The organism is Pseudomonas sp. USHLN015, from assembly GCF_037153275.1.
Lineage (GTDB): Bacteria > Pseudomonadota > Gammaproteobacteria > Pseudomonadales > Pseudomonadaceae > Metapseudomonas > Metapseudomonas tohonis.
In genome coordinates, this window is the sequence record NZ_JBBCKP010000011.1 from 1 (window position 1) to 16117 (window position 16117).

At 69.3% G+C, this 16117-nt stretch carries 18 protein-coding genes; 10 read left to right on the forward strand and 8 right to left on the reverse strand.

Going from position 1 to position 16117, the window contains the following annotated elements:
* Positions 1 to 244: hypothetical protein (locus WFQ67_RS21945; protein ID WP_337058161.1), on the forward strand; the 244-nt coding region annotated here is incomplete at its 5' end.
* 152 nt (positions 245 to 396) lie between these two features.
* Here WFQ67_RS21945 and WFQ67_RS21950 read toward each other — a convergent pair.
* A complete protein-coding gene (locus WFQ67_RS21950; protein WP_337058162.1) occupies positions 397 to 1254 on the reverse strand; it encodes a LysR family transcriptional regulator in 858 nt (285 codons plus the stop codon).
* Between the two features lie 103 nt (positions 1255 to 1357).
* On the opposite strand from WFQ67_RS21950, the gene WFQ67_RS21955 reads away from it, so the two are divergent.
* Positions 1358 to 1819 carry a nucleoside deaminase gene (locus WFQ67_RS21955; RefSeq protein WP_285961906.1) on the forward strand — a complete coding sequence of 154 codons (462 nt, stop codon included), beginning with the start codon at positions 1358 to 1360 and terminating at the stop codon, positions 1817 to 1819.
* Positions 1806 to 3002, forward strand: coding sequence for a CynX/NimT family MFS transporter (locus WFQ67_RS21960; protein ID WP_337058163.1), 1197 nt, complete (start codon positions 1806 to 1808; stop codon positions 3000 to 3002). The genes WFQ67_RS21955 and WFQ67_RS21960 overlap by 14 nt, the downstream gene beginning before the upstream one ends.
* Before the next feature lie 6 nt (positions 3003 to 3008).
* Here WFQ67_RS21960 and WFQ67_RS21965 read toward each other — a convergent pair whose 3' ends face one another.
* Positions 3009 to 4010 (reverse strand): TRAP transporter substrate-binding protein, encoded by a 1002-nt coding sequence (locus WFQ67_RS21965; protein ID WP_337058164.1) that lies wholly within the window; start codon positions 4008 to 4010, stop codon positions 3009 to 3011.
* A 391-nt stretch (positions 4011 to 4401) separates the two neighbouring features.
* Here WFQ67_RS21965 and WFQ67_RS21970 point away from each other — a divergent pair, with 391 nt between their 5' ends.
* A complete protein-coding gene (locus tag WFQ67_RS21970) occupies positions 4402 to 5145 on the forward strand; it encodes an SDR family oxidoreductase (protein WP_173174388.1) in 744 nt (247 codons plus the stop codon).
* A 103-nt stretch (positions 5146 to 5248) separates the two neighbouring features.
* Positions 5249 to 7294 carry a WG repeat-containing protein gene (locus WFQ67_RS21975; RefSeq protein ID WP_337058165.1) on the forward strand — a complete coding sequence of 682 codons (2046 nt, stop codon included), beginning with the start codon at positions 5249 to 5251 and terminating at the stop codon, positions 7292 to 7294.
* Here WFQ67_RS21975 and WFQ67_RS21980 read toward each other — a convergent pair.
* Together WFQ67_RS21980 and WFQ67_RS21985 are read right to left on the reverse strand one after the other, a co-directional pair.
* Positions 7283 to 8620, reverse strand: a complete 1338-nt coding sequence (locus WFQ67_RS21980) for a heavy metal sensor histidine kinase (protein ID WP_337058166.1) — start codon at positions 8618 to 8620, stop codon at positions 7283 to 7285. The genes WFQ67_RS21975 and WFQ67_RS21980 overlap by 12 nt on opposite strands.
* Positions 8620 to 9300: a heavy metal response regulator transcription factor gene (locus WFQ67_RS21985; protein WP_173174380.1), complete on the reverse strand. Its 681-nt coding sequence runs from the start codon at positions 9298 to 9300 to the stop codon at positions 8620 to 8622. The genes WFQ67_RS21980 and WFQ67_RS21985 overlap by 1 nt, the downstream gene beginning before the upstream one ends.
* Before the next feature lie 145 nt (positions 9301 to 9445).
* Here WFQ67_RS21985 and copI point away from each other — a divergent pair, with 145 nt between their 5' ends.
* From copI to queF, 4 genes are all read left to right on the forward strand, one after another.
* Positions 9446 to 9994, forward strand: a complete 549-nt coding sequence (gene copI, locus WFQ67_RS21990; RefSeq protein ID WP_263153964.1) for a copper-resistant cuproprotein CopI — start codon at positions 9446 to 9448, stop codon at positions 9992 to 9994.
* Complete coding sequence (locus WFQ67_RS21995; RefSeq protein ID WP_337058167.1) at positions 9991 to 11646, forward strand: copper resistance system multicopper oxidase; 1656 nt, start codon at positions 9991 to 9993, stop codon at positions 11644 to 11646. The genes copI and WFQ67_RS21995 overlap by 4 nt, the downstream gene beginning before the upstream one ends.
* Complete coding sequence (locus WFQ67_RS22000; protein ID WP_337058168.1) at positions 11633 to 12334, forward strand: copper resistance protein B; 702 nt, start codon at positions 11633 to 11635, stop codon at positions 12332 to 12334. Before WFQ67_RS21995 ends, WFQ67_RS22000 begins: the two co-directional genes overlap by 14 nt.
* Positions 12335 to 12412: 78 nt before the next feature.
* Entirely contained in the window at positions 12413 to 13243 is an 831-nt protein-coding gene (queF, locus tag WFQ67_RS22005) for an NADPH-dependent 7-cyano-7-deazaguanine reductase QueF (protein ID WP_337058169.1), read from the forward strand.
* An 87-nt stretch (positions 13244 to 13330) separates the two neighbouring features.
* On the opposite strand, the gene WFQ67_RS22010 is transcribed toward queF, so the two are convergent.
* The 3 genes from WFQ67_RS22010 to WFQ67_RS22020 form a co-directional block, all read right to left on the reverse strand.
* Entirely contained in the window at positions 13331 to 13594 is a 264-nt protein-coding gene (locus tag WFQ67_RS22010) for a DUF4404 family protein (RefSeq protein ID WP_173174370.1), read from the reverse strand.
* Positions 13595 to 13722: 128 nt separating this feature from the next.
* Positions 13723 to 14463 (reverse strand): HAD family phosphatase, encoded by a 741-nt coding sequence (locus WFQ67_RS22015; RefSeq protein ID WP_337058170.1) that lies wholly within the window; start codon positions 14461 to 14463, stop codon positions 13723 to 13725.
* Positions 14464 to 14537: 74 nt separating this feature from the next.
* Complete coding sequence (locus tag WFQ67_RS22020; RefSeq protein ID WP_236209578.1) at positions 14538 to 14948, reverse strand: acyl-CoA thioesterase; 411 nt, start codon at positions 14946 to 14948, stop codon at positions 14538 to 14540.
* 108 nt (positions 14949 to 15056) lie between these two features.
* On the opposite strand from WFQ67_RS22020, the gene WFQ67_RS22025 reads away from it, so the two are divergent.
* Positions 15057 to 15758 (forward strand): MlaA family lipoprotein, encoded by a 702-nt coding sequence (locus WFQ67_RS22025; protein WP_271105820.1) that lies wholly within the window; start codon positions 15057 to 15059, stop codon positions 15756 to 15758.
* Between the two features lie 59 nt (positions 15759 to 15817).
* Here the strand turns inward: WFQ67_RS22025 and WFQ67_RS22030 are convergent, their stop codons facing one another.
* Complete coding sequence (locus tag WFQ67_RS22030; RefSeq protein WP_111264162.1) at positions 15818 to 16117, reverse strand: PilZ domain-containing protein; 300 nt, start codon at positions 16115 to 16117, stop codon at positions 15818 to 15820.

Genomic DNA, 16117 nt, shown 5'->3' on the forward strand with positions numbered 1-16117 from the left:
CTACCTGGATTCGTCGCTCATCTGCGTCAGCGGCGAGCCTTGCCCGCGTGCGGGTTACTGGGCAGCGATGGATGTGGACTTCTTCTGGATCACCGTGAAAGGCAAAGCCCGCCAGCGCTTCAAGGAGGGGGAAATCTTGCCCACGCTGACCCTGGAGCAACGCACGCCACGCATATGGCCGCTGCCGGAGAAGGTCACCGTAGGGCCGGAGCGGGTCAGGTGGAGGATGCTCGGTGAAGCCTAGGGCTCGGCTCCGTCTGGTGGATGAAAAGAGCGCCATCCGCCCTACACGGCGGTCATGTTCATCTGCTGGCCCGGCCGCTTTTTGTAGGGGCGACTTCAGTCGCCAAGCGGTGCGCAGCACCGCCGCTTTTGTACGAGCGAATGAATTCGCCCCTACAGGTCTGCGCCATCCGGGCTGAGAAGCCTGACCAGGCGCTCTTCCAGCTCACGGCCGGCGCTGCCCTGGCCTTGGCGGCTGTAGAGGGCCAGGCGCACGCCCTGGATGTCGGGCAGGCCGCTGTCGGCGTCGAGCACGCGGTGTTGGTCGGTGGCGACGCGCAGGGGCAGGAGGCTAATGCCGAGGCCGGCGGCGACGGCGGAGCAGACGCTGGCGAGGCTGGCGCTGGAGTAGGCGATGCGCCAGCGGCGGCCCTGCACGTCGAGGCCGTGGAGCATCTCGTTGCGGTACAGGCCGCCGGCAGGGAAGGCCACCAGGGGCAGGGGCTCGCGGCCCAGCGCCGGGTTGTGGTGGCTGTCGAACCAGGCCATGGGCTCCGGCCAGGAGGCGAGGCAGTCGTCGCTCTCGCCCATCTGCTTGACCAGCAGCAGGTCGAATTCGCCGTCCTGCCAGGCACGCCGCAGGTCCGGGCCCAGGCCGCAGGTGACTTCCAGGCGCGTGCCGGGGTGGTTGGCGGCGAAGGCGGCGAGCAACGGCATCAGGCGTTCGGCGGCGAAGTCCTCGGGCACGCCCAGGCGCAGCACGCCGGCGCTTTCCAGGTCGCCCATGGCGTCGCGCGCCTCTTCCTGCAGGGCGAGGATGCGTCGCGCGTAGCCCAGCAGGCGCTCGCCCTCGACCGTGGCCACCACGCGACGCTGGCTGCGGTCGAGCAGGCGGCAACCGGCGTCTTCCTCCAGGCGTCGCACCTGCTGGCTGACGGTGGACTGGGTGAGGTGAAGGCGTTCGGCGGCGCGGGTGAAGTTGCCGCAGTCGGCCACCGCCACGAAGCTGCGCAGGAGTTGCGGGTCGAACATGAGGCATGCCTCCTGCCACTGGTTTGCATGGTGATATTTAATTTCAGAATACCTGGCCGGCTGGACATAATCCGCAGGTTTTCCTGACTTTCGGAGATTCCCCATGGCGGATGACCAGGCGTTCCTGCAACGGGCCGTCGACCTGGCGCGTGGCAACGTCGAGCGCGGCGGGCGGCCCTTCGGTGCACTGCTGGTGAAGGACGGCGAGGTGCTGGCCGAGGCGGTGAACGAGATCCACCGGAGCGGCGACCCCACCGCCCACGCCGAGCTGCTGGCCATGCGCGCCGCCAGCCGCGCCCTGGGCCCGCGCCTGGATGGCTGCGTGATCTACGCAAGCGGCCAGCCCTGCCCGATGTGCCTGGCCGCCATGCACCTCAGTGGCGTGAGCCGTGCGGTGTTCGCCATCGCCAATGAGGAGGGCGAGCCCTTCGGCCTTTCCACGGCGGGGGTCTACCAGCAGATGGCGTTGCCCCTGGCGCAGCAGCGCCTGCCGGTGCTGCACCTGCCCCAGGCGGGCGCCACCGCGCTCTACCGGCGCTGGAAGGACCTGCATGCACCAGACTGAAACCCGCCCTCCGCGCGTCGCCTGGCTGCTGCTGGTGGCCCTGGGGCTGAACCTGCGGCCGATCCTCGGCTCGGTCAGCCCGTTGCTGGGGGAGATCCGCGCGGCCACCGGCCTGAGCTTCCAGGGCACGGCGCTGCTGACCACGCTGCCGGTGATCTGCATGGGCCTGGTGGCGCTGGCGGCGGTACGCCTGGAGGCGCGCCTGGGCGAGCGGCGCGGCGTGGCCATCGGGCTGGTGCTGATCTTCGGTGCCTGCCTGGCCCGCTGGCTGTGCGACCGGGGTGATGCGCTGCTGGGCACGGCGCTGCTGGGTGGCATCGGCGTGGCGCTGATCCAGGCGCTGGTGCCGGCGGTGATCAAGCGCCAGTTCGCCGGCCGCGTGGCGCTGGCCATGGGGCTGTATTCGGCCTCGCTGATGAGCGGTGGCGGGCTTTCGGCCCTGCTCAGCCCGGTGCTGGCCAGCCATTTCGGCCATTGGCAGGCGGGGTTGGGCTTCTGGCTGGTGCCGGCGGCGCTGGCGCTGCTGTTGTGGCTGCGCCTGCCGCTGGCGCGGGACGGTTCGCCGCGCGCAAGCGCTGGGCCAGGGCTTCTGGGGGATCGCCGAGCCTGGCTGCTGGCGCTGTACTTCGGGCTGATCAACTGCGGCTACATGAGCATGGTGGCCTGGCTGCCGGCCTTCTATCAGCAGTTGGGCTGGAGCCCGACCCGCAGCGGTTCCCTGCTGGCATTCATGACGCTGTTCCAGGTGCTGGCGGCGTTGACCATGCCGGCCCTGGCCCAGCGCGGCGTCGACCGCCGGCCGCTGCTGACGCTGTGCCTGGCCGCCCAGGCGGTGGGGTTCGCCGGCCTGGTGTGGGCGCCGCAGCAGGCGACCTTGCTGTGGGTGGCGCTGATCGGCTTCGGCCTGGGCGCCTGTTTCGCGCTGAGCCTGATCCTCACCCTCGACCACCGTCGCGACCCGCGCGAGGCGGGGCAGCTGGCGGCCTTCGTGCAGGGCGTCGGCTTCCTGATCAATGCGGTCTCGCCCTGGTTGACGGGCTGGCTGCGGGAAGTCACCGGGAGCTTCACCAGTGCCTGGGTGGTGCTGGTGGTGATGGTGCTGGCGATGCTGGCGCTGACCCGGGTGTTCAGCCCGGCCAGCTATGGGATGGCGCCGGGCGGCGAGGTGCCGGCCCGGGCCTGAGGCGGGTTACTGCGACTGCTTGCGGTTGACGATCTGCGCGGCCTTGACGATGTCGGCGCCGATGTCGGGGGTGAACTGCTCCCACACCGGCTGCATGGCGGTGCGCCAGGCCTGGCGTTCCTCGGGGCTGAGGGTCACCAGCTGGGTCTTGCCGCTGCTCTGGATGCGCTGGCGGTCGGCCTGGTTCTGCTGCTCGGCGGCGTGGTTCACCGCGAAGGTGACCTCGTCGATGATCGCTTCCAGCTCGGTGCGGGTCTTGTGCGGGATGGCGTACCAGGTGCGCGAGTTGCTCACCAGCATGTAGTCCAGCACACCGTGGTTGGTCTCGGTGATGAAGGGCTGCACGGTGTTGAGCTTCTGGCTGTAGAGGTTGGACCAGGTGTTCTCGGTGCCCTGGACCTTGCCGCTCTGCAGCGCCGCGAAGGCTTCGGCGAAGGGCATCGGCACGGCCTTGGCGCCGAGCTGGGCGAACTGCGCCTCGAGCACGCCGGAGGCCTGGATGCGGAAGGACAGGCCACGGGCGTCGGCCGGCGCGTGCAGGGCGCGGTTGGCCGACATCTGCTTCATGCCGTTGTGCCAATAGGCCAGGCCGACGATGCCCTTGTCTTCCATGGAGCGCAGCAGCTGGCGGCCCTTGGCGCGCTTCTGGAAGCGGTTGACGGCTTCGAGGTCGTCGAACAGGAAGGGCAGATCGAAAATCTGCAGCTGCTTGGTGTACTGGTCGAACTTGGCCAGCGACGGGGCCAGCAGGTCCACCTTGCCGTCCTGCAGGGCCTGCAGTTCGTCGGCGTCGCCGAACAGGGTGGAGTTGGGGTAGACCTCCACCTTCACCTGGCCGCCGAGGCGCTCCTGGACCAGTTTCTGGAACATGAGCGCACCCTGGCCCTTGGGCGTGTCGTCGGCGACCACGTGGGAGAAGCGCAGGGTGATGGGGGCTTCGTCCGCCACGGCGTGGCCGAGGGGCAGGCTGAGGACGCAGGCCAGGACGGCGATGTACTTCTTGATCATTGATGTCCCTTTCTTGTTATCGGGCAGATAAATGCGCCCCCGCGGGTGGGCGAGGGCGGCAGGCACAGCGGCTTCCATCGGGGGAGTCCGGCTGAGTCCTTGTCGTTATGGTAGTTCCCGCTCCGGTAGTTTGCCGGTGCGGTATCGGGCAGGGGCTGGCGGGTGGCCATCGACTGCGACCGACCGGCAATTATCTCCCAGAGCCGGCGCTCCAATGAGCGGAGCACTGCTCAGTTCTGGCAAATCGCCGCGTGCCGGGGTGACGTGTCGTCGGCGGGTCGCGTCGCCCGTGCCCCTGGCGGATGACCGGCAGGACGGTCGCGACCCGGCCAGCTATACCCAGTGGAGGTCCGGCCCGCCTGAAGTCGCCGTGGCCTTCCCGGAGGGCTCCATGTCGCACCCTGCCAGAACCGCGCTCGTCACGGGCGCCTCGAGAGGAATAGGCGCCGCCATCGCCCTGCGCCTCGCCCTCGATGGCTTCCAGGTCGTGGTCAACTACGCCGCCCGCCCCGAGGCCGCCGAGCAGGTGGTCAGGTCGATCACCCAGGCTGGCGGCAAGGCCTACGCCATCCTCGCCGACGTCAGCGACCCGGCGGCGGTGGCCGCGCTGTTCGACCACGCCGAGATGGAGTACGGCGGCCTCGACGTGCTGGTGAACAACGCCGGCGTCATCCAGCCCGGGCAGATCGATCTCGCCGACACCAGCGAGGCGCTGTTCGATCGCATCTTCGCGGTCAACGCCCGGGGCACCTTCAACACCATGAAACTCGCGGCCAGGCGCCTGCGCGACGGCGGGCGGATCATCAATTTCTCCACCAGCGTGGTGGGCCTGGCGCTGCCGGGGTACGCCGCCTATGCCGGCTCCAAGGCAGCGGTGGAGGCGATGAGCCGGGTGTTCGCCAAGGAGTTGCGCGGGCGCGGGGTGACGGTCAACTGCGTGGCGCCGGGGCCGACCGCCACGGAGCTGTTCCTCGATGGCAAGGACCCCGGCACGGTGGAACGCCTGGCCAACCAGGCGCCCTTGCAGCGCCTCGGACGCCCTGAGGACATAGCCGGTGTGGTGGCCTTTCTCGCCAGTGACGAGGGCGGCTGGATCAACGGCCAGACGCTGCGGGTCAACGGCGGCATCGTCTGAAGCGCTTCAACGCCATCGGAGCCGGGAAAAACACCTGCAAGCCCTGTACAGTCGCGGCGCGGAATCCCGCTCTGCGGTCGATCGATACAGGTGGAGTATTGGCATGGTGAAGGGAGGCAAGGCGCTGGGCCTGGCGATGACGCTGCTGATGGGCGGCGCGGGCGTGGCCGAGGCGGCATCGCAACTGCTGTGCGGGATGCGCTGGTCGAGCGAGAACGAGGCGGTCGACCAGCGCCTGGGTGGCGATTGCATGCTGGTGACGGCGGAGGGGGCGTTGCGCGTGCCGCAACTGTTCCAGCAGGTGGGCGGGGGGCTGCAGGCCGGCCGCTTCGCCTTCAAGCGTGACGACCTCTGGGGCTATGCCGAGGGTGACGGGCGGGTGCTGGTGGCGCCTTCGCTCAGCATCGCCCGGCCTTTCGTCGAGGGGCGGGCGATGGTCTGCCGCGAAGAGGCCGAACGACGCTTCTGCGGCTACCTGGGCCTGGATGGCGAGCCGGCCTTCCCGCTGGCCGAGGGCCTGTATTTCCTCCGTGACTACCGGGGCGGCCAGACCCTGGCGGCCCCCGATGGCGGCCGGGGCAACTTCTATATGGACGGCAGCGGCAACCGCCAGGAACCGGGCGCGAGCGCGGCCGGGCGCTGCAACGCCTGGGTGCTGGAAACCCGCTCCGCCCGCGCCCTGGGTCGCTTGCCGGCGGATGGGCGGTTGCCGCTGCCGGGGGCCGATGCCCAGCATCCGCTGGGGGACTGCGCCCAGGCGCTGGAGGCGGTGCCGCCCCTGGAGCTGGACCTGGCGGCGCTGTTCAGCGAGTGGCTGAACCTGCAGGTGACCCAGGTGCATGCCCTGAACGAAGGCGTGCGGGTGATGGCCACGGACGGGCCCTGGGGCTGGGGCCTGCTGGATGCGCAGGGCAAACCGCTGTTCGGCCCGGCGCCCCGGCTGTACAGCGAACCGCTGGAGCTGAGCGTGCGCGAAGGCCTGCTGCCGGTACGCCTGCCCACGGGCGAGAACCTGGGGCAGGTGCAATCGCCGAGCACGGTGCGCTTCATGGCGCCGGACGGCCGCTACCCGGTGCCGGGCGATTTCGAGGACGCCCACGGCTTCCACGAGGGCCTGGCGGCGGCGCGCTCGCCGCAGAGTCACCTGTGGGGCTTCATCAATCACCAGGGCGCCTGGGTGATCGCCCCGAGCTACGCCGCCGTGATCGAGGACTTCGACCAGGGGCGGGCGGTGGTGAGCCTGGGGCTCGCCAACGAGCGCGGGGTCGAGGCGCTGATCGACCGCAACGGGCAGGTGCTGGCCCGTTACGACGAACTGCTGGCGCGCCACTTCGCCGACCCGCAGCTGGAGCAGTTGCCGGAGCCCCTGCCTTTCCTGCCCTGCGCGCTGAGCGGCGCGAACTACCTCTCGCCCGAGGAGCGGCGGGTGGCGCTGGCCGGGCAGGGCGGTGACTGGGCGGGTTTGTGCGGTGACGATCGTTTGCGCGCGAAAGCGCAGCAGATGGCGTTGCGCCTGCACGGCAGCCTGACGCCGGAGCGCTCCATCCTCCAGTGGGCCGCTGCCGTCGAGGCCTGGCCGCAGCGCTTGCGTGACTGCAAGGCTGATGCTGCGTGCCAGCGGGCGCTGCTGGAGGAAGGGTTGAGCGACCCGCATTGGGCGCCGCCAGGGATAGGCGAAGTCAGCTCGGCACTGCCCGACCTCCCGGGCACGGTACCGCCGGCAACCCAGGAACTCCTGCGCCAGCAGGTGGCGCAGTCGGGCAGCTACACGGCCGAAGACGAGGACATGGGCGATGGCTGGGGTGACGCGAGCCTGGGCTTCGGCCTGGTCGACCTGGGCCAGGGCAGGCCGGGCATCCTGGTGTCGCAGAACGTGCAGCGCAGCAACGCCCAGTGGCTGTTCGAGATGGACGCCGCGGGGGCGCCGCGCCTGCTGCTGGAAGGGGCGGGCCTGCTCGGGAGGGTGGCCGGGCCGCTGAACGAAGGCCATGCGCCCGTGCGCCTCCATGCGGACCAGGGGCAGGGCGTTTCCGATTGGCGCTTCGATGGCAGGGCCTATGTGCTGGAGGCGTCGTGCTGGCAGGCCTGGGGCACGGATGTGCTGTTCGCCTACGACTGCAAGCCTGCCGGCCCCGACTCAGGGCGCTAGGGGGAACTCCAGCACGAAGCGCGTCCAGCCGCCGGCCGATTCGCAGCGGATGCTGCCGCCGTGGGCATGGACGATGGAGCGGGTGATGGCCAGGCCGAGGCCGGCGTGTTCCGCCTGGCCTTCGCGGCGCGCCGGGTCGGCGCGGAAGAAGCGGTCGAACAGCCGGGGCAGCAGTTCGGCGGCGATCGGCGCACCGTCGTTGGCCACTTCCAGGCGCACCCGCGCGGCCTCGTGCTGCACGCTCAGACGGATGTGGCCGCCCGGCGGGGTGAAGCGCAGGGCGTTGTCGATCAGGTTGGACAGGGCGCGGCGCAGCATGGCGCGGTCGGCGGGCAGCGGCGCGTCGCCCTGGCGCGTGAGGCTCACCTGGCCGTCCTCGGCCAGGGGCGCGAAGAACTCCGCGAGGGCATCCAGCTCCTCGCCCAGTTGCAGCGGCTCCAGGCGCGTGGCCAGCAGGCCGTGCTCGGCCTTGGCCAGGAACAGCATGTCGTTGACCATCTGCGCCAGGTGCTGCAGCTCCTCCAGGTTGGAGTGCAGGGCTTCGCGGTAGGTGTCGCCGTCGCGCGGCTGGGCGAGGGTCACCTGGGTCTGGGTGAGCAGGTTGGACAGCGGCGTGCGCAGCTCGTGGGCGATGTCGCTGGAGAAGGCCGAGAGACGCTGGAAGGCGTCGTCCAGGCGGCCGAGCATGGCATTGAAGGCGCGGGTCAGTTCGGCCAGCTCGGGCGGCACCGGGTCTTCGGCGAGGCGGATGGTGAGGGAGTCGGCGGAGACGCCGGCGGCCACTTCGGCCATGCGCCGCAGGGGGCGCAGGCCGCTGCGCACGGCCCAGGCGCCGAGCAGGGCGGTGGCCAGGGCGCTGAGGCCGACGGTGAGCCAGATCAGCCGTTGCATGCGTTCGAGGAAGTGCTGGTGGTGGGTGATGTCCAGGCGCAGCTCTAGCCGTGGCGAGTCCGCGCGCGCCGGCTCCAGCGGGGCTTCGAAGCGGCGCCAGGCGATGTCGCCGTGGCTGTCGTGACCGGCGCTGGCCACCGCCAGGCTGTCGAACCAGGGTTCGCCGTCGGCGCCGATGATGCGCAGGGCGAGGTCGGGGTGGCGCTCGAGTTCCGTGCGCAGCTGGTCTTCATGGGGCGCCAGGTCGCCGGGTTGGCGGGCGGGGCCGAGGATGCTGCGGAACACCTCGGCCTTGCCGTCCAGCAACTGGCGGTCGAGCTCGATGAAGTGGGCTTCGCTGGCGCGGTCGAAGAGCACGCCGGCGATCAGCGAGACGGCGGCGGTGCTGGCGGCGAACAGCAGGCTGAGGCGGGCGCCGAGGGACAGGCGGCGCATCAGGCGTCCCGCGCCTCGAGCACGTAGCCCATGCCACGCACGGTGTGGATCAGCTTGGTCGGCCAGGCGTCGTCGACCTTGGCGCGCAGGCGGCGGATGGCGACCTCGATGACGTTGGTGTCGCTGTCGAAGTTCATGTCCCAGACCTGGGAGGCGATCAGCGACTTGGGCAGCACCTCGCCGTGGCGGCGCAGCAGCAGTTCGAGCAGGGCGAATTCCTTGGCGGTGAGGTCGATGCGCTGGCCGTCGCGCTCGACCCGGCGGCGCAGCAGGTCGAGGCGCAGGTCGGCCAGTTGCAGGCTGGTATCCTGCTGGCCGGCGCTGCCCCGGCGCAGCAGGGTGCGCACGCGGGCCAGCAGCTCGGCGAAGGCGAAGGGCTTGACCAGGTAGTCGTCGGCGCCCAGCTCCAGGCCGTGCACGCGGTCTTCCACGGCGTCGCGGGCGGTGAGGAACAGCACCGGGGTCTCCAGGCCGGCGTCGCGCAGGGTACGCAGCACCTGCCAGCCGTCGCGGCCGGGGAGCATCACGTCGAGGATGATCAGGTCGTGGTCGCCGGTCAGGGCCAGGTGCTGGCCGGCGATGCCGTCGCTGGCGAGGTCGACGAGGAAGCCGGCTTCGCCCAGGCCCTGGCGCAGGTACTGGCCGGTCTTGGGCTGGTCTTCGACTATCAGCAGTTTCATGGGGCTCTCGGGGTGGGCGATGGCTGCTTTTATACCGCGCCGGCGGCTGCGGGTGGGGCTTGCTGACAAAGTTGTAATGTTCCGGTCAGCCAGGCGGCAGCCTGGGTTGCCTAAGGTGGTGGCATCCCACTCAAGGAGCCTTGCCATGAAAACCACCTTGCTCGCCCTGGCCATCGGCCTGTCGACCAGCCTGCCGGCGTTCGCCGATTCCTCCGCCGGGCGCTACGCCTTCGGTCATCCGGCCAAGGCCGCCGAGGCCGACCGCACGGTGGAGATCACCCTCGGCGACATGTACTACGAGCCGGCCGAACTGGACGTGAAGGCGGGCGAGACGGTGCGCTTCGTGCTGAAGAACACCGGCACCCTGTTGCATGAATTCAACCTGGGCGACGCCGCCATGCATGCGTCGCACCAGAAGGAAATGCTGCAGATGCAGCAGATGGGCATGCTCACTCCCACCGGCATGAACCACGACATGGGCCAGATGGACCACAGCAAGATGGGCCATGACATGGCCGGCATGGATCACGGCGCGATGATGAAGCACGACGACCCCAACAGCGTGCTGGTGGAGCCGGGCAAGACCGCCGAGCTGACCTGGACCTTCAGCGCCGCCACCGGCCTGGAGTTCGCCTGCAACATTCCCGGCCACTACCAGGCGGGGATGGTCGGCCGCCTCAAGGTCACGCCATGAAGCGCACGCTGATCGGCGCCGGGCTGCTGGCCCTGGCCGCCGACGCCCTGGGTGGCGGTTACGACCTGGTGATCGATGAAGGCCGGGTGGAGCTGAGCGACGGCAGCCGGCCGGCGCTGACCATCAACGGCCGGTCCCCCGCCCCGGAGCTGCGTTTCAAGGAGGGCGAGGAGGTGGAGATCCGTGTCACCAACCGCCTGGATCGCGACACCTCGCTGCACTGGCACGGGATCATCCTGCCCTATGACCAGGACGGCGTGCCGGGCATCAGCTTTCCCGGCATCAAGCCCGGGCAGACCTTCACCTACCGCTTCCGCCTGCAGCAGTCGGGCACCTACTGGTACCACGCCCACAGCGACTTCCAGGAGCAGGAGGGGTTGTACGGGCCGCTGGTCATCGAGCCGCGTGCCCGCGAGCCCTACCGCTACGACCGCGAGTACACGGTGATGCTGTTCGACTGGCAGGACGAGAAGCCCGAACGTACCCTGGCCAACCTGAAGAAGGACGCCGAGTACTACAACGACCAGAAGCTGACCGTGGGGGATTTCTTCCGCGATGCCGGGCGCGATGGCGTCTGGGCGACGCTGAAGGACCGCTGGGCCTGGGGCGGCATGCGCATGTCGCCGACCGATATCGCCGATGTCAGCGGCTTCCGCTTCCTGGTCAACGGCCGCGACACCGCGCAGAACTGGACGGCGCTGTTCAAGCCCGGCGAGCGGGTGCGACTGCGCATCATCAACGCCTCGGGCATGAGCTACTTCGACCTGCGCATCCCCGGCCTGCCGATGACCGTGGTGCAGGCCGACGGCAACGACGTGCTGCCGGTGACGGTGGACCGCCTGCGCATGGCGGTGGCGGAGACCTACGACGTGATCGTGCAGCCCACCGAGGACCGCGCCTATTCGCTGCTGGCCGAAGCCATGGACCGGCGCGGCCTGGTGCGCGCCACCCTGGCCCCGCGCGAGGGCATGGCCGGCGAGGTGCCGCCGCTGGGGGCGCCGCGTCGCCTGACCATGGCGGACATGGGCATGGCCCACGACATGGGCGACATGGATACGGGCGATATGGCGGGCATGGACCACGGCGCCATGGGCCACGGGATGCCGTCGGTGCCGGCGGGCAACCCCGACTACGCGCCGGGCAGCGGCGTGGCGCCGGAGGCCGAGGGCGGGCGGGTGCTGGTCTACGGCGACCTCAAGGCGATGCGCCCGGATGCCCGCTACCGCGCGCCGGACCGCACCATCGAGCTGAAGCTCACCGGCAACATGGAGCGCTACTTCTGGTCGTTCGACGGGGTGAAGTATTCCGAGGCCGAGCCCATCCGCCTGCGCTACGGGGAGCGTGTGCGCTTTCGCTTCGTCAACCAGACGATGATGAACCACCCCATGCACCTGCACGGCATGTGGATGCAGCTGGACAAGGGCAACGGCCGGCTCAACCCGCTCAAGCACGTGGTCAACGTCGCTCCGGGCAGCACCCTGGAGGTGGATGTGCCGGCCGACGCCATCGGCGAGTGGGCCTTCCACTGCCACCTGATCTACCACATGGCCAGCGGCATGTTCCGCAAGGTGGTGGTCGATGCGCCCGACGGCAGCAGCCGGTCCCTGGGCGATGCCATGGACATGAAGGAGGCCGCCCATGCGCAGCATTGAATGGGGGTTGCTGGCGGTTCTGACCAGCCCGGCGGCGCTGGCGATGGACATGGATGCCATGCCCGTCGGCTACTTCGGCTTCGATCGCCTGGAGAGCCGTTTCCACGGCGACGACGCCCAACTGGCCTGGGCGGCGGAGGGCTGGTACGGCACCGACCTGCACAAGCTGGTGCTGAAAAGCGAGGGGCTGCGCGACGCCGGCGGGCCGACCGTGGACAGCGAGACGCAGCTGCTTTACCGGCGCATGGCGAGTGAGTTCTTCGACTGGCAGGCGGGGTTGCGCCACGACGACCAGCCGGGGCCCTCGCGCAGCCATGGGGTGCTCGGCATCAAGGGCCTGGCGCCGCAGTGGTTCGAGGTGGAGGCGAACCTGTTCGTCAGCGAACGGGGCGATACCTCCCTGCGCCTGGAGGCGGAGTACGAGCTGCTGCTGACCCGGCGCCTGGTGCTGGAGCCGCGACTGGAATACGACCTGGCCCTGGCGGATGACCGCGACCTGGGGCGTGGTGCGGGTGGCAGCACCCTGGAGACCGGGCTGCGCCTGCACTGGCGGCTGGCGCCGGATTTCTCGCCCTATGTCGGCTACGAGTGGGAGCGCACCTATGGCCGCAGTGGCGATTGGTTGCGTGAGGCGGGCGAGGCGGACGAGGAGGGCGCCTGGGTGGTGGGGCTGCGGGCCTGGTTCTGAGCGGGCGCCGAGCGGGTTTTGCGGCGGGTGGCGGCCTGTATACAATTGCCGGGTTTTCCCGCTCAGGTCGCCTTCCTCATGCAGCATCCCGCCGAACACTCGCCGCTGGGCAAATCCAGCGAGTACATCAGCACCTACAGCCCGCAACTGCTGTTTCCCATCTCCCGCGTGGCGAAGTGGAACGAACTGGGGCTGACGGCGGAGACCTTGCCTTATAAAGGCGTGGATTTCTGGAACTGCTATGAGCTGTCCTGGCTGACCCCGTCCGGCAAGCCGGTGGTGGCCATCGGCGAGTTCGCCATCCCGGCGGATTCGCCGAACATCATCGAGTCGAAGTCCTTCAAGCTCTACCTCAACTCGCTGAACCAGAGCGCCTTCGCCGATGCCGCCGCGCTGGTGGCGGTGCTGGAGAAGGACCTGTCCGCCGCCGCCGGTGCACCGGTGCAGGTGCGGGTGCGCAGCCTGGCCGAGGTGGAGGCCGAAGGGGTGGCCCGTGCCGCCGGCGTCTGCATCGACGACCTGGATATCGCCATCGCCAACTACGAGCACCCGCAGCCGGAGCTGCTGCGCGCCAACGCTGGCGAGGTGGTGGAGGAGGCGCTGCACAGCCACCTGTTGAAGTCCAACTGCCCGGTCACCAGCCAGCCGGACTGGGGCACCCTGGTGGTGGAGTACAAGGGCGCGCGCCTGGATCACGCCAGCTTCCTGGCCTACATCGTCAGCTTCCGCCAGCACTGCGACTTCCACGAGCAGTGCGTCGAGCGCGTCTTCCTCGACCTCAAGCGCCTGCTGAACCCCGAGTACCTGACCGTGCATGCCCGCTACGTGCGCCGGGGCGGCCTGGACATCAACCCCTACCGCAGCACCCACGCGCTGGCACCGGACAACGGGCGGCTCGCCCGGCAGTAGGCGTCCCATTTCCCGGGCCAAAGCCCGGGCTAGCGCCCAGAACGCAAAACCCCGGCACAAGGCCGGGGTTTTTTGTTGCAGCTGCCGTCAGATGCCCATGTTCGCCAGGCTCTGGACGATGTTGCGCAAGGTGCCGGCCAGGGTCGGGTGCTTGATCTCGAAGCGCTCGACCGCGAGGTTGACGCCATCCACCAGGCTGTCGTCGGGCGGGGTGGCCGGCTCGGCGGCCAGTTGCAGTTCGATGTCCTGGATCAGCGTGTTCAGCTCGGCGCGCTCGTGCTCATCCATCGGGGCGTCGCTGGCCAACTGCTCGCGCAGTTCTTGCAGTTGCTGCTGCAGGCGTTCAGACATGGCGTTCTCCTTTCATGTGACTCAGGAGTGGACCTCGGGCGGCTGCCAAAAGGTCCCTCGTGTCGTTGAGATTAATCCAGGAGTGCCGCGCGCGCCTGATCCCGATCAAGGCTGTAACAATTGCCGGCTCAGGGCTTTTCCCCCTTCTGCCGGCGTGCCGCCAGGTCGTCCAGGCAGGCGGGCAGCTCGCCCAGGTGGTCGATCACCGAATGGGCGCCCAGGCGGTACAGCTCCAGGGTCGCGCGGGCGCGTAGCGGGTCGCGTTCGCTGCTGGGCAGGGCCTGCCAGTCGCCGAGGGCCTGGCCGCAAAGTCGCCCGCTGGCGGCCAGGCCCACGGTCCACAGCCCGGCGTTGAGCCCGGCCTGGATCAGGCGCGGCTCGCCGCTGACCAGCACGCAGCCTTCGAGGCGGTCGACGCCCAGGCTGGCGAGGGCGCTCCAGCAGGCGTCGGGCGCGGGCCAGGGGCGGCAGTCGGGGTCGTTGCCGGCAGCCAGGGTGCTGGCCAGGGGGGCGGAGAGGGCGTGGGCAGTGCCTTCGGGCAGTTCGTCCAGCCAGGCACCGGGGATCTGCCGGGTGGCCAGGAGGTCGAGGAGCTGGTCCAGGCCCGGGGCCGCTTCGGCGTGTTCGTCGGCGGCGCTGGCCAGGGCTTCGGCGAAGCGGGCGAGCTCGGCGGCCTTGGCCGGGCGCTGCAGGGCATGGCCGAGGGCCTGGGTCGGCGGCAGGTTGGCGGCTTCCTGCAGGCGCTCCGGGGCGCAGCGGGGCAGGGTGCGGGTCAGGGCCACGGGGAGGGTCCGGGCGCCGAAGTCCACGAGGCAGCCGGACAGGCCGAAGAGCAGGGCGTTGAACGCGGGCGGTGTGCGGGTGGGCATGGCGAGGTCATCCTGACGGGGTCAGGTCCAGCCTAGCTTCGGCGGATGACGCGGCGATGACGGAAAGATGACGCTCAGGCGCCGTCCATCAAGGCGCGCAGGGCGGCGGGCACGGGGACCGGCCGGTTGCTGGCGTGATCGACCCAGACCAGCTTGCAGTAGCCTTCGCCGTAGGTGGATTGCGGGTCTTCCTCGGTGCTCAGGCGATGCTCGACCACCAGGCTGGAGGTGCCGACCTGGCCGGCGAACAGTTCGACGACCACGGTGGCCGGGTGCACCACGGGGCGCAGGTAGGTGTGCAGGGTCTGCAGGACGACCGGGCCCTGCTCGACGTTGCTCATGGGGATGCCATGGCGCTCGAACCAGGCGACCCGGGCTTCTTCCAGGTACTGGATATAGAGGGTGTTGTTGACGTGGCCGTAGCTGTCCATGTCGCCCCAGCGCACTGGGATGCGGGCAATATGAAGCAATCGTTTTTCCTGCATCGGTGGCCTTCGCTATGCTGCCTATTGCGTTCCCGATGGCCGTATAATGCGCGCCTCACCGGGCTGCCCGCGGGGCTGCCACACTACTTTTCTCTAGGAGAGTCTGCAATGCGAATGATCGGCACCGGGTGGCTCGATCGTCTTGGTCGTGTGTGCGTCGTGGCTGGGCTGGCGCTGCTGCCGCTGGCGGCGGGTGCGGCGGAAAGCGATCCGTGGGAGGGCGTCAACCGGGTGATCTTCCGCTTCAACGACACCCTCGATACCTACGCGCTGAAACCGGTCGCGCAGGGCTACCAGGCGGTGACCCCCGACTTCGTCGAGGATGGCGTGCACAACGTGTTCAGCAACGTCGGCGATGTCGGCAACCTGGCCAACGACCTGCTGCAGGCGAAGTTCCACGACGCCGGTGTCGACACCGGTCGCCTGATCTTCAACACGACCTTCGGCCTGCTGGGCGTGTTCGACGTGGCCACCCGCATGGGGCTGCAGCGCAACGACGAGGACTTCGGCCAGACCCTGGGCGCCTGGGGCGTGGGCAGTGGCCCGTACGTGGTGTTGCCGTTGCTGGGCCCGAGCACCCTGCGCGACGCGCCGGCGAAGATCCCGGACAGCTACCTCGGCCCGTACCCGTACATCGACCATGTGCCGACCCGCAACGTGATCCGTGGCGTCAACGTCATCGACACCCGCGCCAACCTGCTGTCGGCGGAGAAGTTCATCCAGGGCGACAAGTACAACTTCATCCGCAACGCCTACCTGCAGAACCGTGAGTTCAAGGTGCGCGACGGTGAGGTCGAGGACGACTTCTAGGCCTTCGTGGGCATGAAAAAGGCGGCCATCGGGCCGCCTTTTTCGTTTCAGGTCATCGCTCAGCGCATCGAGATGATGGCGAGCCCGATGGACTTGCCACCGTTCTCCCCGTCGCTCACGCGCACCACCTCTGCCTCGGCTTCGAGGCCCTGCAGCTCGGCGTGATCGGATGGGATGTGGACCTTGACCTTGTCGCCGATCGCCAGCTCCACGTCTGCTTCCAGCTGCATGCCGGTGCTGGAGAGGTCGCGGCAAAGGGCGGGAATCTCGCGTCCGGCATGATGCAGGACGACATGGGCTTCGACTTGCATCCGGATGAAATCGCGTTTCTCGCTATAGGCTCGATCGCTTTGGCTCAT